The 17,055-nt window shown below is 71.4% G+C and carries 16 protein-coding genes and 1 other RNA gene; 8 read left to right on the plus strand and 9 right to left on the minus strand.

The features are described from left to right. Positions 1-11 precede the first annotated feature (11 nt). From ACTWQA_RS36195 to ACTWQA_RS36220, 6 genes are all read left to right on the plus strand, one after another. Positions 12-290, plus strand: coding sequence for a sarcosine oxidase subunit delta (locus ACTWQA_RS36195; RefSeq protein WP_327590414.1), 279 nt, complete (start codon positions 12-14; stop codon positions 288-290). Then, positions 287-3,061: an FAD-dependent oxidoreductase gene (locus ACTWQA_RS36200; protein WP_443163468.1), complete on the plus strand. Its 2,775-nt coding sequence runs from the start codon at positions 287-289 to the stop codon at positions 3,059-3,061. Before ACTWQA_RS36195 ends, ACTWQA_RS36200 begins: the two co-directional genes overlap by 4 nt. Next, a complete protein-coding gene (locus ACTWQA_RS36205; RefSeq protein ID WP_443163469.1) occupies positions 3,054-3,617 on the plus strand; it encodes a sarcosine oxidase subunit gamma in 564 nt (187 codons plus the stop codon). Before ACTWQA_RS36200 ends, ACTWQA_RS36205 begins: the two co-directional genes overlap by 8 nt. After that, the gene (locus tag ACTWQA_RS36210; RefSeq protein WP_443163470.1) at positions 3,614-4,990 is read left to right on the plus strand and encodes an L-serine ammonia-lyase; all 1,377 of its coding nucleotides are present in this window, start codon (positions 3,614-3,616) and stop codon (positions 4,988-4,990) included. The genes ACTWQA_RS36205 and ACTWQA_RS36210 overlap by 4 nt, the downstream gene beginning before the upstream one ends. Before the next feature lie 392 nt (positions 4,991-5,382). Next, positions 5,383-5,769: a hypothetical protein gene (locus tag ACTWQA_RS36215; protein ID WP_443163471.1), complete on the plus strand. Its 387-nt coding sequence runs from the start codon at positions 5,383-5,385 to the stop codon at positions 5,767-5,769. 593 nt (positions 5,770-6,362) lie between these two features. Then, on the plus strand, positions 6,363-7,277 hold the full coding sequence (locus ACTWQA_RS36220; RefSeq protein WP_443163472.1) for a serine hydrolase: 915 nt from the start codon (positions 6,363-6,365) through the stop codon (positions 7,275-7,277). Between the two features lie 15 nt (positions 7,278-7,292). Here ACTWQA_RS36220 and ACTWQA_RS36225 read toward each other — a convergent pair whose 3' ends face one another. The 8 genes from ACTWQA_RS36225 to ACTWQA_RS36260 form a co-directional block, all read right to left on the minus strand. Beyond that, positions 7,293-8,324: an ABC transporter ATP-binding protein gene (locus tag ACTWQA_RS36225; RefSeq protein ID WP_443163473.1), complete on the minus strand. Its 1,032-nt coding sequence runs from the start codon at positions 8,322-8,324 to the stop codon at positions 7,293-7,295. Beyond that, entirely contained in the window at positions 8,321-9,166 is an 846-nt protein-coding gene (locus ACTWQA_RS36230) for an ABC transporter permease (RefSeq protein WP_443163474.1), read from the minus strand. Before ACTWQA_RS36230 ends, ACTWQA_RS36225 begins: the two co-directional genes overlap by 4 nt. 5 nt (positions 9,167-9,171) lie before the next feature. After that, positions 9,172-9,963, minus strand: coding sequence for a molybdate ABC transporter substrate-binding protein (gene modA, locus ACTWQA_RS36235; RefSeq protein ID WP_443163475.1), 792 nt, complete (start codon positions 9,961-9,963; stop codon positions 9,172-9,174). 11 nt (positions 9,964-9,974) lie between these two features. Beyond that, on the minus strand, positions 9,975-10,385 hold the full coding sequence (locus ACTWQA_RS36240) for a TOBE domain-containing protein (protein WP_305922331.1): 411 nt from the start codon (positions 10,383-10,385) through the stop codon (positions 9,975-9,977). A 268-nt stretch (positions 10,386-10,653) separates the two neighbouring features. Beyond that, an RNA gene (gene rnpB, locus ACTWQA_RS36245) (RNase P RNA component class A) lies at positions 10,654-11,043 on the minus strand. A gap of 51 nt (positions 11,044-11,094) precedes the next feature. Then, positions 11,095-12,312, minus strand: a complete 1,218-nt coding sequence (locus tag ACTWQA_RS36250) for a bifunctional RNase H/acid phosphatase (protein ID WP_443163476.1) — start codon at positions 12,310-12,312, stop codon at positions 11,095-11,097. Next, on the minus strand, positions 12,309-13,049 hold the full coding sequence (locus tag ACTWQA_RS36255) for a zinc ribbon domain-containing protein (RefSeq protein WP_443163477.1): 741 nt from the start codon (positions 13,047-13,049) through the stop codon (positions 12,309-12,311). The genes ACTWQA_RS36250 and ACTWQA_RS36255 overlap by 4 nt, the downstream gene beginning before the upstream one ends. A gap of 2 nt (positions 13,050-13,051) precedes the next feature. Next, positions 13,052-13,852 carry a Nif3-like dinuclear metal center hexameric protein gene (locus tag ACTWQA_RS36260; protein WP_443163478.1) on the minus strand — a complete coding sequence of 267 codons (801 nt, stop codon included), beginning with the start codon at positions 13,850-13,852 and terminating at the stop codon, positions 13,052-13,054. A 116-nt stretch (positions 13,853-13,968) separates the two neighbouring features. Between ACTWQA_RS36260 and ACTWQA_RS36265 the strand changes: the two genes are divergently transcribed. Then, positions 13,969-15,423: a flavin-containing monooxygenase gene (locus ACTWQA_RS36265; RefSeq protein ID WP_443163479.1), complete on the plus strand. Its 1,455-nt coding sequence runs from the start codon at positions 13,969-13,971 to the stop codon at positions 15,421-15,423. Positions 15,424-15,484: 61 nt separating this feature from the next. Further along, positions 15,485-16,513 (plus strand): dipeptidase, encoded by a 1,029-nt coding sequence (locus ACTWQA_RS36270; RefSeq protein ID WP_443163480.1) that lies wholly within the window; start codon positions 15,485-15,487, stop codon positions 16,511-16,513. A 46-nt stretch (positions 16,514-16,559) separates the two neighbouring features. Here the strand turns inward: ACTWQA_RS36270 and ACTWQA_RS36275 are convergent, their stop codons facing one another. After that, positions 16,560-16,961 carry an SSI family serine proteinase inhibitor gene (locus ACTWQA_RS36275; RefSeq protein WP_443163481.1) on the minus strand — a complete coding sequence of 134 codons (402 nt, stop codon included), beginning with the start codon at positions 16,959-16,961 and terminating at the stop codon, positions 16,560-16,562. Positions 16,962-17,055: the final 94 nt, after the last annotated feature.

A 17,055-nucleotide genomic window follows, 5' to 3' on the forward strand; every position in this document is an offset into this window, starting at 1 on the left:
GGAACGCCACGATGCTGCTGATCCCCTGTCCCTGGTGCGGCCCTCGAGACGAGGCCGAGTTCCACTACGGCGGCCAGGCCCACGTCGCCTACCCGGAGAACCCGGGTGCGCTCTCCGACGAGGAGTGGGCCCGCTACCTGTTCTTCCGTGACAACCCCAAGGGGTCTTTCGCCGAGCGGTGGAGCCACTCCGCGGGCTGCCGCCGCTGGTTCAACGCCGTACGCGACACCGCCACGAACGAGATCCACGCCGTCTACCGGGTGGGCGAGCGCCGGCCGGTGACGCCGTGAGGCGCGCGACCGGCGGGCGCGTCGACCGCGCCCGCACGCTCCGCTTCCGCTTCGACGGCCGCGACTACACGGGCCACCCCGGCGACACGCTCGCCTCGGCGCTGCTGGCCAATGGTGTGCGCCAGGTCGCGACGAGCGTCAAGCTCGGCCGCCCGCGCGGGATCGTCGCCGCGGGCAGCGAGGAGCCCAGCGCGCTGGTGCAGATCGAGGAGCCGTTCCCCGAGCCCATGCTGACGGCCACCACCGTCGAACTGTACGACGGCCTGGTCGCGAGCGGGCTGCCCGGCCAGGGCCGCCTGGCCGCCGAGCCCGACCCGGCCCGCTACGACGCCATCCACGCCCACTGCGACGTGCTGGTGGTGGGCGCGGGCCCCGCCGGGCTGTCCGCGGCCCGGGCCGCCGCGCGCACCGGCGCGCGCGTGATCCTCGCCGACGAGCAGCCCGAGCCCGGCGGCAGCCTGCTCGGCACGGCCGAGCAGCTGGCGGGCCTGCCGGCCGCCGAATGGGCCGGGGCCGTCGCGGCGGAGCTGGCGGGCCTGCCCGAGGTCACGGTGCTGCCACGTACCACGGTCTTCGGCTATTACGACGACAACTACCTCATCGCCGTCGAACGGCGCACCAACCACCTCGGTGGGGCGGCGCCCGCGCACGTGGCCAGGGAGCGTGTGTGGCGCATCAGGGCGCGGCGGGTCGTGCTGGCCACCGGCGCGCACGAGCGGCCGATCGCCTTCGCGGGCAACGACCTGCCCGGCGTGATGCTGGCGGGTGCGGCGCGGACGTACGTCAACCGGTACGGCGTGCTGCCCGGGAGCCGGGCGGTGGTGTTCACGACCGGCGACAGCGCCTACGCGGCCGCGTTGGACCTCGCCGGTGCGGGCGTGGACGTGCTGGCCATCGCGGACGTGCGGCCGGCGCCCGGCGCGGGCTGGGCCGAGCGGGCGCGCGAGGCCGGCATCGAGGTGCTGACCGGGCACGTGGTGACGGCCGCCGCCGGGGACGGGCAGGTGTCCTCGGTCCTGGTGGGGCGGCGTCCGGACAACGGCGCGGCCGCCGCGGGCGAGCGGTCGTTCGACGCCGACTCGCTGCTGGTCTCCGGGGGCTGGAACCCGGTGGTGCACCTGTTCAGCCAGTCGGGCGGGACGCTCCGCTACGACGAGGCGCTGGGCACGCTGGTGCCCGCCGCGTCCCGGCAGGCGGTGGAAGTGGCAGGCGCGGCCAGGGGCGTGTTCACGCTGGCCGGATGCCTGGAGGACGGCGCGAGCGGCGGTGGCGGCCCGGCCTTGGCCGCGGGCGAGCCGTACTGGCTGGTGCCCGCCACGGACTACGGCACCCACTTCGTCGACCTGCAGCGGGACGTGACCGTGGCGGACGTGCTGCGGGCGACCGGCGCGGGGCTGCGCTCGGTTGAGCACGTCAAGCGGTACACCACCGCGGGCACGGCCCACGACCAGGGCAAGACCTCCGGCCTGCTGACCACGGCCGCCATGGCACACGCGCTGGGCGTTCCGGTGGGCGAGCTGGGCAGCACGACGTTCCGGGCGCCGTACACGCCGGTGAGCTTCGCGGCGCTGGCCGGGCGCGACCGCGGCGCGCTGCACGATCCGGTCCGGGTCACCGCGCTGCACGAGTGGCACGTCGCGCACGGCGCGCTGTTCGAGAACGTCGGCCAGTGGAAGCGGCCGTGGTACTACCCCCGTCCCGGCGAGGACATGGAGGCCGCGGTGCTGCGCGAGTGCCGGGGGGCGCGGGAGGGTGTGGCGGCGATGGACGCCTCCACGCTCGGCAAGATCGACGTGATCGGGCCCGACGCGGCGGAGTTCCTCGACCGGCTGTACACGAACCTGATGAGCACGCTGGCCGTCGGCGCCATCAGGTACGGCGTGATGTGCCGGGCCGACGGCATGGTCTTCGACGACGGCACCGTCATCAGGCTCGCCGAGGACCACTTCCTCGTCACCACCACCACGGGCAACGCCGCGGCCGTCCTGGACTGGATGGAGGAGTGGCTGCAGACCGAGTGGCCGTGGCTGCGGGTGCACCTCACCTCGGTCACCGAGCAGTGGGCCACCGTGGCGCTGGTCGGTCCCGGCTCGCGCGAGGTGCTGGCCGGGCTCGCCCCCGGTCTGGCCGTCGGCGCGGCCGAGTTCCCGTTCATGACCTGGCGGGAGGCGGAGGTCGCGGGGATGGCCGCGCGGGTGTGCCGGATCAGCTTCTCGGGCGAGCTGGCCTACGAGATCAACGTGACCTCGTGGGAGGGCCTGGCCCTGTGGGAGGCCATCATGGACACCGGGGTCGTCACGCCGTACGGGACCGAGACCATGCACGTGCTGCGGGCCGAGAAGGGTTACCCGATCGTCGGGCAGGACACCGACGGCACGGTCACGCCGCAGGACCTGGGCATGTCGTGGGTGGTGTCGAAGAAGAAGGCCGACTTCATCGGCAAGCGCTCGTTCGCCCGGGCCGACACGGTCCGCGCGGACCGCAAACAGCTCGTCGGGCTGCTCCCCGAGGACCCCGCTCTGCTGCTGCCCGAGGGGACGCACGTGGTGGAGTTCGCCGGCCTGCCCGAGCCGCCCGTCCCGATGCTCGGGCACGTGACCTCGAGCTACCGCAGCGCCGCGCTGGGCCGCACGTTCGCGTTGGCGCTGGTCAGCGGCGGGCAGGGACGGGTCGGCGAACGGCTCTACGCACCGGTCGGCGACGCCCTGGTGCCCGTCACCGTGACCTCTCACGTCCTGTACGACCCGGAAGGAGCACGCCGCGATGGCTGAGCGCAGGAGTCCGGCCGCGGCCTTCGCCGACCGGTTCGCGACCGCGTCCAAGAGCGAGGCGCTGACGCTGGCGGAGATCCCCTTTCTCCGCCATATCAACGTACGTGTGGACCCGGAGAGCCCGGCCGCCGCCGGCCTCGGGCGGGCGCTCGGCGTCGCGCTGCCGGTCTCGCCGGGCACCGCCGTGCGTTCCGGCGAGGTGACCGTGGCCTGGCTCGGGCCCGACGAGTGGCTGGTGATCGGGCCCGACGGGTACGACGCCGAGCCGCTGCGCGCGGCCCTCGGCGACCGGCACGGCTCCGTGGTGGACGTGTCGGCGCAACGCACCACCCTCCTGGTCGGCGGCCCTCGGGCACGCGACCTGCTGGCCCACGGCTGCGCCCTCGACCTGCACCCCTCGGTGTTCGGCCCGGGCGCGTGCGCGCAGACCATGCTGGCGCGCGCCCAGGTCGTGCTGCTCCCCCAGCAGGACGGGTTCCTGGTGCTCGTACGCTCGTCGTTCGCGGCCTATCTGGCCGAGTGGCTGCTGGACGCGGCGACGGAATATGTGACATGAGCATCGGCGTCTTCGACCTCTTCAAGATCGGCATCGGCCCGTCCAGCTCGCACACCGGCGGGCCGATGGCGGCCGCGCACAAGTTCGCCCGCGGCCTGCACGAGGACGGCCTGCTGCCGCGCGTGGCCCGCGTCGAGGCGATCCTGTACGGCTCGCTGGGCCTGACCGGCAAGGGTCATGGCAGCGACAAAGCCGTCCTGCTGGGCCTGTCGGGCGAGAAGCCCGAACTCGTGGACGTGGACACCATCGACGACCGCCTGGCCGCGATGCGCGCCTCCGGCACCGTCAAGCTCTACGGCACCCACGAGATCCCCTTCGTCGTCGGCCAGGACCTGATCTTCGAACGCAAGATCTCCCTCCCCGAACACCCGAACGGCATGCGCTTCACCGCCTCCACCGCGGACGGCGACACGCTGCGGGAAAAGGTCTACTTCTCGGTCGGCGGCGGTTTCGTCGTGGACGAGAACGCCACCGGCGCCGACCGCATCAAGCCCGACGACACCGTGCTCCCCTACCCCTTCACCACGGGGGAAGAGCTCCTCAAGCACTGTTCGAACACGGGCTTGTCGATCTCCGGGCTGATGCTGGAGAACGAGAAGGCCTTCGGCCGCACCGAGGCGGAGATCCGCGCGGGGATCCTGAACCTGTGCTGGGTCATGTCGGAGTGCGTCCAACGCGGGATCTCGCGGGAGGGGGTGCTCCCCGGCGGCCTGCGCGTCAAGCGCCGCGCGCACGGCCTGCACCGGCGCCTGCGCAGCGAGTCGGCGGAGAAGGACCCGTTGCAGGCCATGGACTGGGTGTCGCTGTTCGCGCTGGCGGTCAACGAGGAGAACGCCGCCGGGGGCCGCATCGTGACCGCGCCGACGAACGGCGCGGCCGGCATCATCCCCGCCGTCCTGACCTACTACACGAGATTCATCCCCCGCGCCGACGACGAGGGCGTGGTCCGCTTCCTGCTGACGGCGGCGGCGATCGGCGTGCTGATCAAGGAGAACGCCTCGATCTCCGGCGCGGAGGTCGGCTGCCAGGGCGAGGTCGGCTCGGCCTGCGCCATGGCCGCCGCCGGGCTCACCGAGGTCCTCGGCGGCACGCCCGAGCAGGTGGAGAACGCCGCCGAGATCGGCATCGAACACAACCTGGGCCTGACCTGCGACCCGATCGGCGGCCTGGTCCAGATCCCGTGCATCGAACGCAACGCGGTCGCCTCCATCAAGGCCATCACCGCGGCCAGGATCGCGCTGCGCGGCGACGGCCGCCACTTCGTCTCACTGGACAAGGCCATCAAGACGATGCGCGACACCGGCCGGGACATGCTGGACAAGTACAAGGAGACCTCGCGCGGCGGCCTCGCCGTCAACGTCATCGAGTGCTAGCCCCGTTCCGCATGTGAGCGATCTTCAGTGGAGGTCTCCTGAGACGATATCGAGCCAGAGAAACCGAACCACAGTTCTACGGGTAGCCGCAGGTTCGCATGCGAGCGCCGACAGCAGTTAGAACCTGCACAGAGCAAGCGGCCCTGGGAACCGCACGCTGAGCATCCTGGACGACGCCGGACAGGTGACCCCTACGACGTCAGCCGGCAGACCGGTCCCCGGCGCGCCCTGCCTGCCGATGCCCTCCACACGCGGTTCACCGCCTCGGAAGACCTGGTGTTCGCCCGGGCGGGTGACACCGTGCGCAGCCGGTCGGGGCCCGGCTTCACGGAGACCGGGCGGCTCCTCGTCCCCAGGAAGGGCGGGCCGATCATGCGGGGGAGCCCCGACGGGTGCACGGTCGTCACCATCTCCTCGGAGGATCTCACCACGGCCCCACGTTCTGGGCCGCGGCGTCCTGGCGCAAGCCGGGCCACGTGCCCTTGGACTCGGCAGACAACCGGGCGGACATGCAGATCAGCCCCGACGGTCGGCTGCTCGCCATCAGCTACCTCATGCCCAACGACTACTACGGCCACGGCGACGTCGCCATCATCGACCTCGCGCAACGCAAGAAGGTGATGCGGTTCAGCCCCGTCGCGGGAGGCGCGCTGGCCTTCAGCGCCGACGGCAGGTTCCTCGTCACCGCGGATCCTGGGGGCGCCGATGTCATCGACCTCACCTCCCACAAGGTGCGCCCCAGACGGAAGGCCCAGGCACGCTCGCGAAGGAGTGGATGACGCTCGCGCCGAAAGGCCCGCTGGGCGCCTCGCCGTACGGAAAGAGGGCCGTGGTCCTGTGGGACCCCGTACCTCGCGCACGACGGGCGGGGTGTTCACGGTACCGGGAGACGTGGTGGGGGCCAAGTTCTCCCCCGACGGGCGGATCTTGACGGTCGCCACGACACCAGGTGACGTTGTTCGACACTGTCGCGGGCCGTCAGCTCGGGGCCGCCTGGAAGATGACCACCGGCCCGTTCGATGCGTACGCGACGGACGACCTCATGCCCGCGCTCGCCTTCACACTCGACGGCACCGTCCTGGGCGCGGTGGGGTCAACGGCACGTTCCAGGAGCTGCCGGTCGAGCCTGCGCGGGCTGCCCCGGCCGTGTGCGTGCGGCGGGCCGCCGGCTGGCTCAGGAGGAGTGGCGCGAGCACGTGGGAGCCGACCTGAGATACCAGGAGGTCTGTCCCGCTTAGGTCATTCCGCTGCCGCGGCGCAAAGGGCGGTGAGCACTGTTACCCACGGCTAACGCGGCGGAAACACCCGTATCGGGATGCTCCTGCCATGAGTCCCAGGTCCCCTTTCATGTCCACTTCCGGGTAATACGGCGGTGCCGGTCAAGCCCGGGGCACAGCCGGAGCGATGGCGTACGACGATGGGGTCGGTCGTGGCGGCGGTCGCGCCGCTGATCGTCCTCACCTCGAGCGTCCCGATGCCCGACCCCGTTCCCCTCAACCCGGTCCCCGTCGCCATGACGACGACTGCGGCTCCGGCCCCCGTTACGGTGAAGAAGCCGAAGCGGTCCTCGTACAAGAAGGCCCTGACCCGCGCCTTGAAGGACCTCCCAGGCCGGTTCGCGGTGACGGCTCATGACCTGTCCACCGGGCGGTCCTACTCCTACAACCGCGGGCTCAGGACGGCGACGGCCAGCATCGTCAAGGTGGACATCGTGATGGCGCTGCTGCTCAGGGCTCAGCGCCAGCCCCGCGGCCTCAGCGCCTGGGAACGGCGTGCCGCCGCGCGGGCCATCAAGGTCAGCGACAACTCCGCCGCCTCGGCGCTGTGGTCGGCCATCGGCGGCGCGTCCGGGCTGGCCGCCGCGAACAAGAAGTTCGGCCTGCGCGACACGCGCCCCGGACCGGGCGGGGCGTGGGGAGCGACCACCACCAGCGCCGCCGACCAGGTCCGCCTGCTGACCGCGCTCACCTCGCCCAAGAGCCCGCTGTCGGCGAAGAACCGCAGGTACGTGCTCGGACTGATGGCCGATGTGGCGGCCGAGCAGGCGTGGGGCGTCAGCGCGTCTGGGCGCGAGGGCGCCGATGTCGCGCTCAAGAACGGCTGGCTGCCGCGCCCACGGCACGGAGGGCTGTGGACGGTCAACAGCATCGGGCGGGTACGGGATCGCGGGCATACGTACCTGATCGCGGTGATCTCGGAGCGGCACGGCTCGATGGGGGCCGGTGTCAAGATGGTGGAGCGGGTGAGCCGGCTCGTCACCAAGGCCCTGTCCCGAGCGGCTTCGTAGGCGGTGGGGCCGCGCTCATGCGGGATAGGTGTGGGTCTCGGTGGCCTTGACGGAGGCCCACACCTGCTGGCCGGGCGTCAGGTCGAGGTCGGCCAGGGCGGCGGGGGTGATGTCGGCGAAGGCGGTGATCGGGCCGTCGAGGTGCACGCGGACGTTGTCGCCGTGGCGTTCGATGCCGTCGATGCGGGCCTGCCAGACATTGCGGGGGCTGCCGTCCGGCCGGGTGCGGTAAAGGGCCACGGCCGCCGGCGGGAACGCGACGAACACCGGCCCCTCCAGGCGGTCCGACGTGGTGATCAACAGGTCACCCACCTTGACCCGGGGCCCGTCGGCCGTCCCTCGGTACAGATTGAGTCCCACCAGGCGGGCGACATAGTCAGTACGCGGCCGGCGGGAGACCTCGCCCGGGGCGCCTTCCTGCACCACGGCGCCGTTCTCGATGACGATCAGCCGGTCGGCCAGCACCATGGCATCGAGCGGGTCGTGGGTGACCAGGACCGTGGCGCCGTCGAAGTCCGCCAGATGGCGGCGTAGCTGGGAGCGCACCTCCAGCCGGGTGTGCGCGTCCAGCGCGGCCAGCGGCTCGTCCAGCAGCAGCAGGCGTGGGCGTACGGCCAGCGCGCGGGCCAGGGCGACGCGCTGGGCCTGGCCGCCGGACAGGTGCCGGGGTTTGGCGGCGGCGTGGGCCGACAGGCCGACGTGCTCCAGCAGGGCGGCGGCGGTGCGGCGGGCCTCGCTCTTGGAGGCGCCCTGGCAGCGCGGCCCGAAGGCGACGTTGTCCAGGGCGGACAGGTGCGGGAAGAGCAGGTAGTCCTGGAAGACCATGCCGATCGGGCGTTGCTCGGCGGCCAGGTCGTGCACGGGGTCGCCGTCCAGGACCACGTGCCCGCCGGTCATGGCGGTCAGGCCGGCCAGAGCGCGCAGTGCGGTGGTCTTGCCCGCGCCATTGGGGCCGAGCAGCGCCACCACCTCCCCGGCGGCGACCTGCAGCGCGATGTCGAGGGCGAAGGCGGGCCGGGTGACCAGCAGGTGAGCGTCGAGGGTCATGGGCTGTTCACCCACCGGTCGCGCAGGCTGGCCAGGATGATCACTGAAACGGCCAGCAGGACGAGGCTGAGCACGATCGCCGCCTCAGGGTCGGTCTCCAGCGCCAGATAGACCGCCAGCGGCATCGTCCGCGTCGTGCCGGGGAAGTTGCCCGCGAACGTGATCGTGGCGCCGAACTCGCCCAGCGCCCGAGCCCAGCACAGCACCGCCCCGGCCACTACGCCCGGCATGATGAGCGGCAGGGTGACGCGGCGGAAGACGACCCAGCGCGAGGCCCCGAGCGTCGCGGCGGCCTCCTCGAAGCGCTGGTCGGCGCCGCGCAACGCACCCTCGACGCTGATCACGAGGAACGGCATCGCCACGAACGCCTCGGCCACGACAACCCCCGCCGTGGTGAAGGGCAACGTGACCCCGAGCGTGGACTCCAGCCACTGCCCGAGCAGGCCGCGCCGCCCCAGCACCAGCAGCAGTGCCACACCGCCGACCACCGGAGGCAGAACCAGCGGGACGGTCACCAGGGCCCGCACCACCCGCCGGCCGGGGAAGTCGACCCGCGCCAGCAGCCAGGCCAGCGGAACGCCGAGCAGCAGGCACAGCGCGGTGGCGATGGTGGCGCACACCAGTGACAGCCGCAGCGCCTCCAGCACGTGCGGCTCGGCCAGCCGCTGCGGCAGCGTGGACCAGGGAGCGCGGATCAGCAGCCCGGCCAGCGGCAGCACCAGGAACGCCAGCCCGAACAGCGCGGGCAGCACCAGCATCCAGGGCAGGCGGCCGGACCTCTGACGAGGGGCCGCCGAACGTCCGGCGGCCCTGTCCGGATCGGCGCGCTCAGGAGTGACCATGCGGATCAGGGCGCCTCGAAGCCGCTCTTGACCAGCACGTCCTTGCCCTGCTGCGACAGCACCAGGTCCACGAACTGCCGTGCCAGCTCACCGGCGGGCGCCTTGGTCAGCGCGGCGATCGGGTAGTCGTTGATCGCCTGGTCGGCTTCGGGGAAGTCGATGCCCTTCACCTTGCCCGCCGAGGCGATCACGTCGGTCTTGTAGACCAGCGCCGCGTCCACCTCGCCCAGCTCGACCTTGGTCAGTGTGGCCTTGACGTCCTGCTCCAAGGTGACGGGGGTGACCTTGAGCCCCGCCGCGGCCAGCGCCTTGATCGCGGCGGCCCCGCACGGCACCTGCTCGGCGCACCGCGCCACCTTCACCCTCGGGTCGGCCAGATCCTTCAGCTCGTCCACCTTGCCGGGGTTGTCCGCGGGCACGGCGATCTGCAGCTTGTTACGGACGAAAGTGGTCGGCGAGCTCGCCAGCCCGGCATCGGTCACCGTCTTCATGGTGGCCGGACTGGCGGCGGCGAAGACGTCGGCCGGCGCGCCCTGGGTGATCTGCTGGGCCAGAGTCGCGCTGGAGCCGAAGTTGAACCTCACCGTCGTGCCCGGATGAGCGGCCTCGAAGGCCTTGCCGAGCTCGGTGAAGGTGCCGGTCAGCGACGCGGCCGCGAACACCGTCACCTCCTTGGCCCCGCCCGCGGCAGAGGACGCCGACGTGCCGGCCGGTCGGCCGGAGCCGCAGCCGGACAGCCCCGCGACCACGAGCGCGAGGGGAAGGGCGAGAACCCATCGGGCAAGACGCCTGGACACCAAGAGCTCCTTCATGGGCTGCCGGCCACGCGTTCCTGACCGGGAGTCTCGACGACGACGTTGGTGGACTTGATCACGGCGACCGCCACCACCCCCGCCTCCAGGCCGAGCTCGTCGGCAGCCTGGCGGCTCATCAGCGACACCACCCGGAACGGCCCCGCGGCGATCTCCACCTGCGCCATCACCGCATCGCGGATCACCTCGGTGACGATCCCGCGAAAGCGGTTGCGCGCCGAGGAACGACCGCCGTCGGGCGCCTCGACCTGGGTGCGGGCGAACGCGGCCAGGTCCGCGCCGTTCACCTGCCGATGACCGTGCTCGTCCCGCTCGGCCGTCAGCCGTCCGGCATCCACCCAGCGGCGCACGGTGTCGGAGCTCACCCCCAGCAACGCGGCGGCCTCGCTGATCCGGAACGTCGTCACAACCCACACCATACCCCTCGCACATGCCAGCCTGAAGGCCTATCTTCCGCCGCAACAGCAGCGCAGTTCGGCCTTCTGCCATGGCATCCACGAGACGGCAGGGAACGCTCCGCGAGCTGCGTGAATCCCACCCCGCCATAGCGCGAACTCGGCCTGATAGGGGAAACGAATGCCGAACCACGAGCGTGGAAGTGCGAGGGAGGGCCATCCCGTGAAGGGTGTCGAACCATCAAAGACACAGCTCCGCCCCAGGTCAGAGAGGCGGAGAGTGACGAGTCGGCCTGTAGGCCGGGTTTTGTCCTTCGTGCGAAGGGGCGACCATCCATCTAGGACCGCCGTTGCCGGCGGCCTCAAGCGGTCTACCCGCGCGGCTCGGGCGGGCCGCCCTCGAACGTCGCGCGCAGAACGCTCCGGAGAGCGTCCCTTCTTGACCTTGCTCCAGGTGGGGTTTACCTAGCCGCCCACGTCACCGTGGGCGCTGGTGGTCTCTTACACCACCCTTTCACCCTTACCGCCCGTGGACCGGGAGGCGGTCTGCTTTCTGTGGCACTGTCCCGCGGGTCACCCCGGGTCGGCGTTACCGACCACCCTGCCCTGTGGAGCCCGGACCTTCCTCGGCGAGCCCTCGCGGGCTCGACGCGGTCGCCCGGCCGACTCGTCTATCGAACACTATCAAGTCCCAAGCGGTTCCCAACTCGGCCCCGACAGCTCAGCGCAGGTGCGAGGTGTCGTTGAACGACTTCACCACGGCCGGGCCGTCCGCGTAGTACTCGATCAGCGACAGGCACGCCAGGTCGAGGTGCATCCGGTAAATCGACTCCAGCGGGGCCATGAGGGCGAGCCTCAGGAGCATCTTGATGGGGGTCACGTGCGAGACCGCCAGAACGGTCTTGCCCTCGTATCGCTCCACCAGCCGCTCCCCCGCCGCCTGGACGCGGCGTGCGGCCGTGGCGAAGCTCTCCCCGCCGGGCGGGGCGGTGGCGGGATCGGCGAGCCAGGCGGCGAGCTCGGCCGGCCACTTCCGCTGGACCTCGGTGAAGGTGTGGCCCTCCCAGGCGCCGAAGTCGGCCTCCTTGAGGTCCTCGACCACCTCGACGTCGAGGCCGGTCCGCCCGGCGACGGCGGCCGCGGTCTGGCGGGCGCGTTTGAGCGGGGAGGTGACGATCACATCCGGCCGGTACGGCTCGCGCGACAACCGGTCGGCGGCGGCCGACGCCTGCGCGAGCCCGTTGGGCGTGAGCTCGGGGTCGCCCAGGCCGGAGAACCGGCGTTCGAGGGACAGCTCGGTCTCGCCGTGCCTGAGGAGGAGCAGCGAGGTGGCTACGCGGGTGGGCGGAGCCCAGCCGGTGCCAGTGGGTTTGACGCGCTGCTGAGCCGCGGCGACGGAGGCGGCTGGGGCGGATATCTCGGAAATGTCGCCGGCGTCGAGGAGGTCCGTCCGGCGGGTGGCCGGGGTGCGCACCCCCTCCTGCGCGTGGAGGTCGGTGGTGCCGCCGGCCTTCCAGGTCAGGCCCTTGGCGGCGGCGTCCATGGCCTCGTTGGCCAGGCGGTCGGCGTGCTTGTTGCGTTCGCGCGGGATCCAGGTCCACTCCGTGACCCGCAGCCGCCGGGCCAGCGCCGCCGCCTCCATGGCGAGCGGGCGCAGCCCTTCGTTCTTGATCTTCCAGCGGCCCGCCATCTGCTCGATGACCAGCTTCGAGTCCATCCGCACGGCCACCTGCGCGCCCTCGCCGCCCAGGCGGAGCACGGCCTCGAGGCCGGCGATCAGCCCGCGGTATTCGGCGACGTTGTTGGTGGTGACGCCGATGGCCTCGGCCGACTCCGTCAGCACCTGGCCGTCCGCGGCGTCCGTGACGACCGCGCCGTAGCCGGCGGGGCCGGGATTGCCGCGCGAGCCGCCGTCAGCCTCGATGACGTAGTGCGTCACAGCCCGGACTCTGCCGTCCGTACGAGGATGCGGCGGCACTCGTCGCAGCGCAGCACCTCGTCGTGGGGTGCGGCCTTGATGCGGTTCATCTCGGCGATGGACAGGGCCACCTTGCAGCCCTGGCACCGGCCGCCGTGCAGCATGGCGGCGCCCACGCCGTATTGGTCCCTGAGCTTCACGTAGAGCGCCATCAGGTCGGCGGGGATGTCACCGGCGACGGCGGAGCGGCGGCCCTGGACCTCGGCCGCTTCCTTGTCGATCTCCTTGAGCGCGGCGTCGCGCCGGCCCTCAGCGGCGGCCACGGCGGCGGCCACCTCGTCGCGCTGCGCCACCAGGTCGGTCGCCTTGGTGTCCGCGGCCTCGCGGCGCTCCATGATCTCCAAGACGATCTCCTCCAGATCGCCCTGGCGCTTCTGCAGCGAGGCGATCTCGGACTGGAGGCTCGCCAGATCACGCGGGGACGTCACGGCGCCGGAGTCCAGGCGCTTCTGGTCACGGTCGGCGCGCATGCGCACGGCGTCGACGTCACTCTCTGCCTTGGTCTGCTCGCGGGCCAGGTCGCCGGCCTCGGTCTGGGCCTCGATGACCTGCGTGGCGAGCCTGGCATATTGCTTCGACCGCTCATCGATCTCGGCCAGCTCGGGAAGGGTGCGGCGGCGGTGGGCCAGCCGGTCAATCACGGAGTCGAGCTCTGCCAGGTCGAGCAGTCTCTTCTGGGCTTCAGGGGCTGCTTTCATGATCAATATCCTCTTGTCCAAGCATCGGTGACCGTGGCGGAGACACGTGTTTCAACGTTAACGCCACTGGCGTGCAGGATGGACGCCGCGCTGTCGAGCCACGGCCACTCGGTCGCCCAGTGCGCGGCGTCGATCAGCGCGGGCCCGCCCGCCTCGATGAACTCGCTCGACGGGTGGTGGCGCAGATCGGCCGTGAGGAAGACGTCGACCCCGGCGGCCGCGGCCGTGCCGAGAAGCGAGTCGCCCGCACCGCCGCTGACCGCCACCCGCCGCACCGTCCTGGACAGATCGCCGGCCGCGCGGACCCCCCACGAGGTGTGCGGCAGCCCCTTGGCGGCCTGGGCCGCGAACTCGCCCAGCGTCGCGGGCTCCGGCAGCTCCCCAATGCGGCCCAGCCCGCGCCACGGGTCGTCGGGGAAGGGCTGGAGCGGCACCAGGTCGCCGGTCAGCCCGACGGCTCTGGCCAAGGCGTCCGACACGCCGGGGTTGGCGACGTCGGCGTTGGTGTGGGCGGTGTAGAGGGCGACGTCGTTCTTGATCAGAGTGTGGACGAGCCGGCCCTTGGGGGTCGTCGCGGCGACGCTCGTGGTGCCGCGCAGGTAGAGAGGATGGTGGGTGACGATCAGGTCGGCGCCCCACTCCAGGGCCTCTTCGGCCACGACCGCGACCGGATCGACCGCGAACAACACCCGCCGCACCTCCTGGGCCGGATCCCCGCAGACCAGCCCCACCGCGTCCCACGACTCGGCCCGGGCGGGCGGATAGGCCGCCTCGAGCACCTCGATCACATCCGTCAACGTCACAGCAGCCACCTGCGCAGACTATCGGCACGCGGGAGGGGTTCGTGGGGCTCTGCAGGGGGTGTCGCCGGTACGGGGTTCGGCATACGGTAAGTGGATACTGACACGCGGAGGACGGCATGGCACCAAACGTCGCGATCGTCGGAGCGGGATTCGGCGGACTGTGCATGGCGATCCAGCTCGAACGGGCCGGGATCCGCTCCTACACCGTGTTCGAGAAGGCAGGGGACCTCGGCGGCACCTGGCGTGACAACAGTTATCCGGGGGCAGGCTGCGACATTCCCTCGCATTTGTATTCCTACTCGTTCGAGAAGTACACGAGCTGGACCCGCCGCTACCCGGCGCAGCCAGAAATTCTCGGATATCTAGAGCATTGCGCCGATAAGTACGACGTCAGGCGAAAAATCCGCTTCGGGACCGAGGTCCGCCGAGCCGCCTTCCACGACTCCCAGTGGCGGCTCACCACCGCCTCAGGCGCCGGCGAGGAGCGTACGGAGGCGTTCGACGTGATGGTCATGGGCGTCGGGCAGCTCAACCGCCCCCGCCTGCCGGACATTGCGGGATTGCCGGACTTCGCGGGCGTCTCCTTCCACTCCGCCCGCTGGAACCACGACCACGACCTCACCGGCAGGCGCGTCGCCGTGATCGGGAACGGATCGTCGGCGGCCCAGTTCATCCCGCGGATCGCCGAGCAGGTCGAGCGGCTGCATGTCTTCCAGCGCACCCCCAACTGGGTGATCCCCAAGCCGGACGCCACGTTCGGACCTCTGGCCACACGTGCGTTCCGCTTCGTCCCCGGCCTCCAGCGGGCCTACCGCGAGTGGATCTACCGGTACGCCGAGGCCACCCTCTACCCCGCGCTCGCCCAGGGCTGGAGCGCCGGACTGCTGAAGAAGCGGGCGCTGCGGCACCTGCGCGACCAGGTGCCCGACCCGGACCTGCGGGCCAAGCTCACGCCCGACTACCCGCCCGGCTGCAAGCGGGTCGTCATCGACAGCACCTTCTATCCGGCGCTGACGAGGGACAACGTCGACGTCGTCACCGACAAGATCGTCCGGATCGCGCCGGAGGGCGTCGAGACCACGGAGGGCCTGCGCGAAGTCGACACGATCGTGTACGCGACCGGCTTCCAGAGCACCGAGTTCCTGGCCCCGATGGAGATCACCGGGCGCGGCGGCCGGTCGCTGCGGGAGCAGTGGACCGGCGGGGCGGAGGCGTACCTGGGCATCTCCGTGCCGAACTTCCCCAACATGTTCGTGCTCTACGGCCCGAACACGAACCTCGGGCACAGCTCCATCATCTTCATGATCGAATGCCAGGTGCACCACATCATGTCGTGCCTGCCGCACGTGTCGGCGCACGGCCCGATCGAGGTGCGGCCCGCGGCGATGGAGGCGTGGAGCAGGCAACTCGACGCGGCGATGAGCCGGATGGTGTGGGGCGGAGGCTGTCACAGCTGGTACAAGACGCCGCAGGGCCGCGTCACGAACAACTGGCCCGGCACCACGACGCTCTACCGCAGGCTGACGGCCAAGCCGCCGCTCCCCGCCTATCAGCCGGTCGCCGCGGGCTAGATGATCAGGCGCTCAAGCCGCGGGCTATGACCGGGCCGAGCGCCCAGGGTAACGTCCAATCATGACGCTTGCCCTGCACCAGCGTGCCGTCGTGGCCGACACTCACAACGATCTGCTGATGGCCGTCTCCGCCCGCCCGCCGCAGCAGTGGGCTTCGTTCTTCCGCGAGCAATGGTTGCCCCAGCTCCTCGCGGGCGGGGTCGATCTGCAGGTCCTGCCCGTCTTCATCGACGACCAATATCGGCCGGAGGGCGCGCTGCGGCAGACGCTGCGGATGATCGAGTGCGCGCACGTGCTCGCCGAGGCCAACGCCGACCACGTCCGCATCTGCCTCGACGCCGGCGACATCGACAGAGCACTCGCCGACGGCAAGATCGCCCTGCTGCTGGCGCTGGAGAGCATGCCCGGCCTGGACGCCAACGTCGAGCTGATCTCGACCATGCACCGCCTCGGCGTGCGGGTGGCCTCCATCGCGCACTTCGGCCGCACACCGCTGGCCGACGGCAGCGGCGAGGACGCCACGGGCAGCGGGCTGACCTCGCACGGCGTCGCCGCCCTGGCCGAGATGGAGCGGCTCGGCATCGTCTTCGACGTCTCCCACCTGGGCGCCTCCGGTGTCGCCCACGTCCTGGAGCTGTCCACCAAGCCGGTGATGGCCACCCACTCCGCCGCCCGCGCGCTGCGCGACCACCACCGCAACCTCACCGACGAGCAACTGCGCGGGGTGGCCGCCACCGGAGGCGTGGTCTGCGTCAACTTCTTCGCCCCCTTTCTGGCCGACCGGGAGGAGGACATGACGCTCGAGCGCCTGCTCGATCACATCGAACACGTCGCCGACGTGGCCGGCATCGACCACGTGGGACTCGGCCCGGACTTCATCCGCGAGGTCATGGAGGACCTGACGCCACCGTGCTGCGAGGGCGTCTTCTCCAGAGGGGTGAACCCGAAGTCCGCGGTGCCCGGCCTGGAGGGGCCCTCCGGCCTGCCCATGGTCACCGAGGGCCTGCTCGCCCGCGGCCTGCCGGAGAAGGACGTCATGAAGATCATCGGTGGGAACGTGCACCGGTTCTTCGGTGAGCGTCTGGCTTGATCGACGGCGGAGCCGGCGAACAGGCCAGGCCGGGACGCGAACGCGGCTAGACGAGCGGGCTGAGCGACCTGTTCATCACACAGGTGTTGGAGAACACCTTGCGATACGCGATCGGCCGGCCGCGCCAGTCCCCGGCCACCTCCACCTCGACCGGGAGATGGACCATCGGGCAGGCGCCGGGATTGAGGTCCAGGGCCTCGATGCGCCCGTCGACCGCGCGCAACGCGTCACACACCGCCGCCGGACGCGGGTGACCCCCTCGGTCGGGGTCACACATGAGCCGCACCGCGTAGGCGCCGCCGCCGGCGTCGGGAGTGACGGTGATGCGCAGCTTCGCGCCCGCGACGGCGGCGCCGGCGGGCAGCGCGCCGAACGGCGTGGTCAGGATCGCGGCGACGCAGATCCCGAACGCGGCCGCCCTGCGGGCGGCAGTGAGCCTGACGTTCATGAGACCTCCCTGGTCAACAGGATACTACAGAGGGTAATTGGACCACGACTGAGCGTGGATGGCCATCTTCTCGCGGCGACACGGTCACAATGGG

Source organism: Nonomuraea sp. 10N515B, assembly GCF_052245915.1.
Lineage (GTDB): Bacteria > Actinomycetota > Actinomycetes > Streptosporangiales > Streptosporangiaceae > Nonomuraea.

Excerpts from the sequence above, each read along its gene's own strand:
- ACTWQA_RS36195 (WP_327590414.1), top strand. The coding sequence starts at position 12 with ATGCTGCTGATCCCCTGTCCCTGGTGCGGCCCTCGAGACGAGGCCGAG.
- ACTWQA_RS36205 (WP_443163469.1), top strand. The coding sequence starts at position 3,054 with ATGGCTGAGCGCAGGAGTCCGGCCGCGGCCTTCGCCGACCGGTTCGCG.
- ACTWQA_RS36210 (WP_443163470.1), top strand. The coding sequence starts at position 3,614 with ATGAGCATCGGCGTCTTCGACCTCTTCAAGATCGGCATCGGCCCGTCC.
- ACTWQA_RS36225 (WP_443163473.1), bottom strand. The coding sequence starts at position 8,324 with ATGACCCTCGACGCTCACCTGCTGGTCACCCGGCCCGCCTTCGCCCTC.
- ACTWQA_RS36230 (WP_443163474.1), bottom strand. The coding sequence starts at position 9,166 with ATGGTCACTCCTGAGCGCGCCGATCCGGACAGGGCCGCCGGACGTTCG.
- ACTWQA_RS36255 (WP_443163477.1), bottom strand. The coding sequence starts at position 13,049 with ATGAAAGCAGCCCCTGAAGCCCAGAAGAGACTGCTCGACCTGGCAGAG.
- ACTWQA_RS36265 (WP_443163479.1), top strand. The coding sequence starts at position 13,969 with ATGGCACCAAACGTCGCGATCGTCGGAGCGGGATTCGGCGGACTGTGC.
- ACTWQA_RS36270 (WP_443163480.1), top strand. The coding sequence starts at position 15,485 with ATGACGCTTGCCCTGCACCAGCGTGCCGTCGTGGCCGACACTCACAAC.
- ACTWQA_RS36275 (WP_443163481.1), bottom strand. The coding sequence starts at position 16,961 with ATGAACGTCAGGCTCACTGCCGCCCGCAGGGCGGCCGCGTTCGGGATC.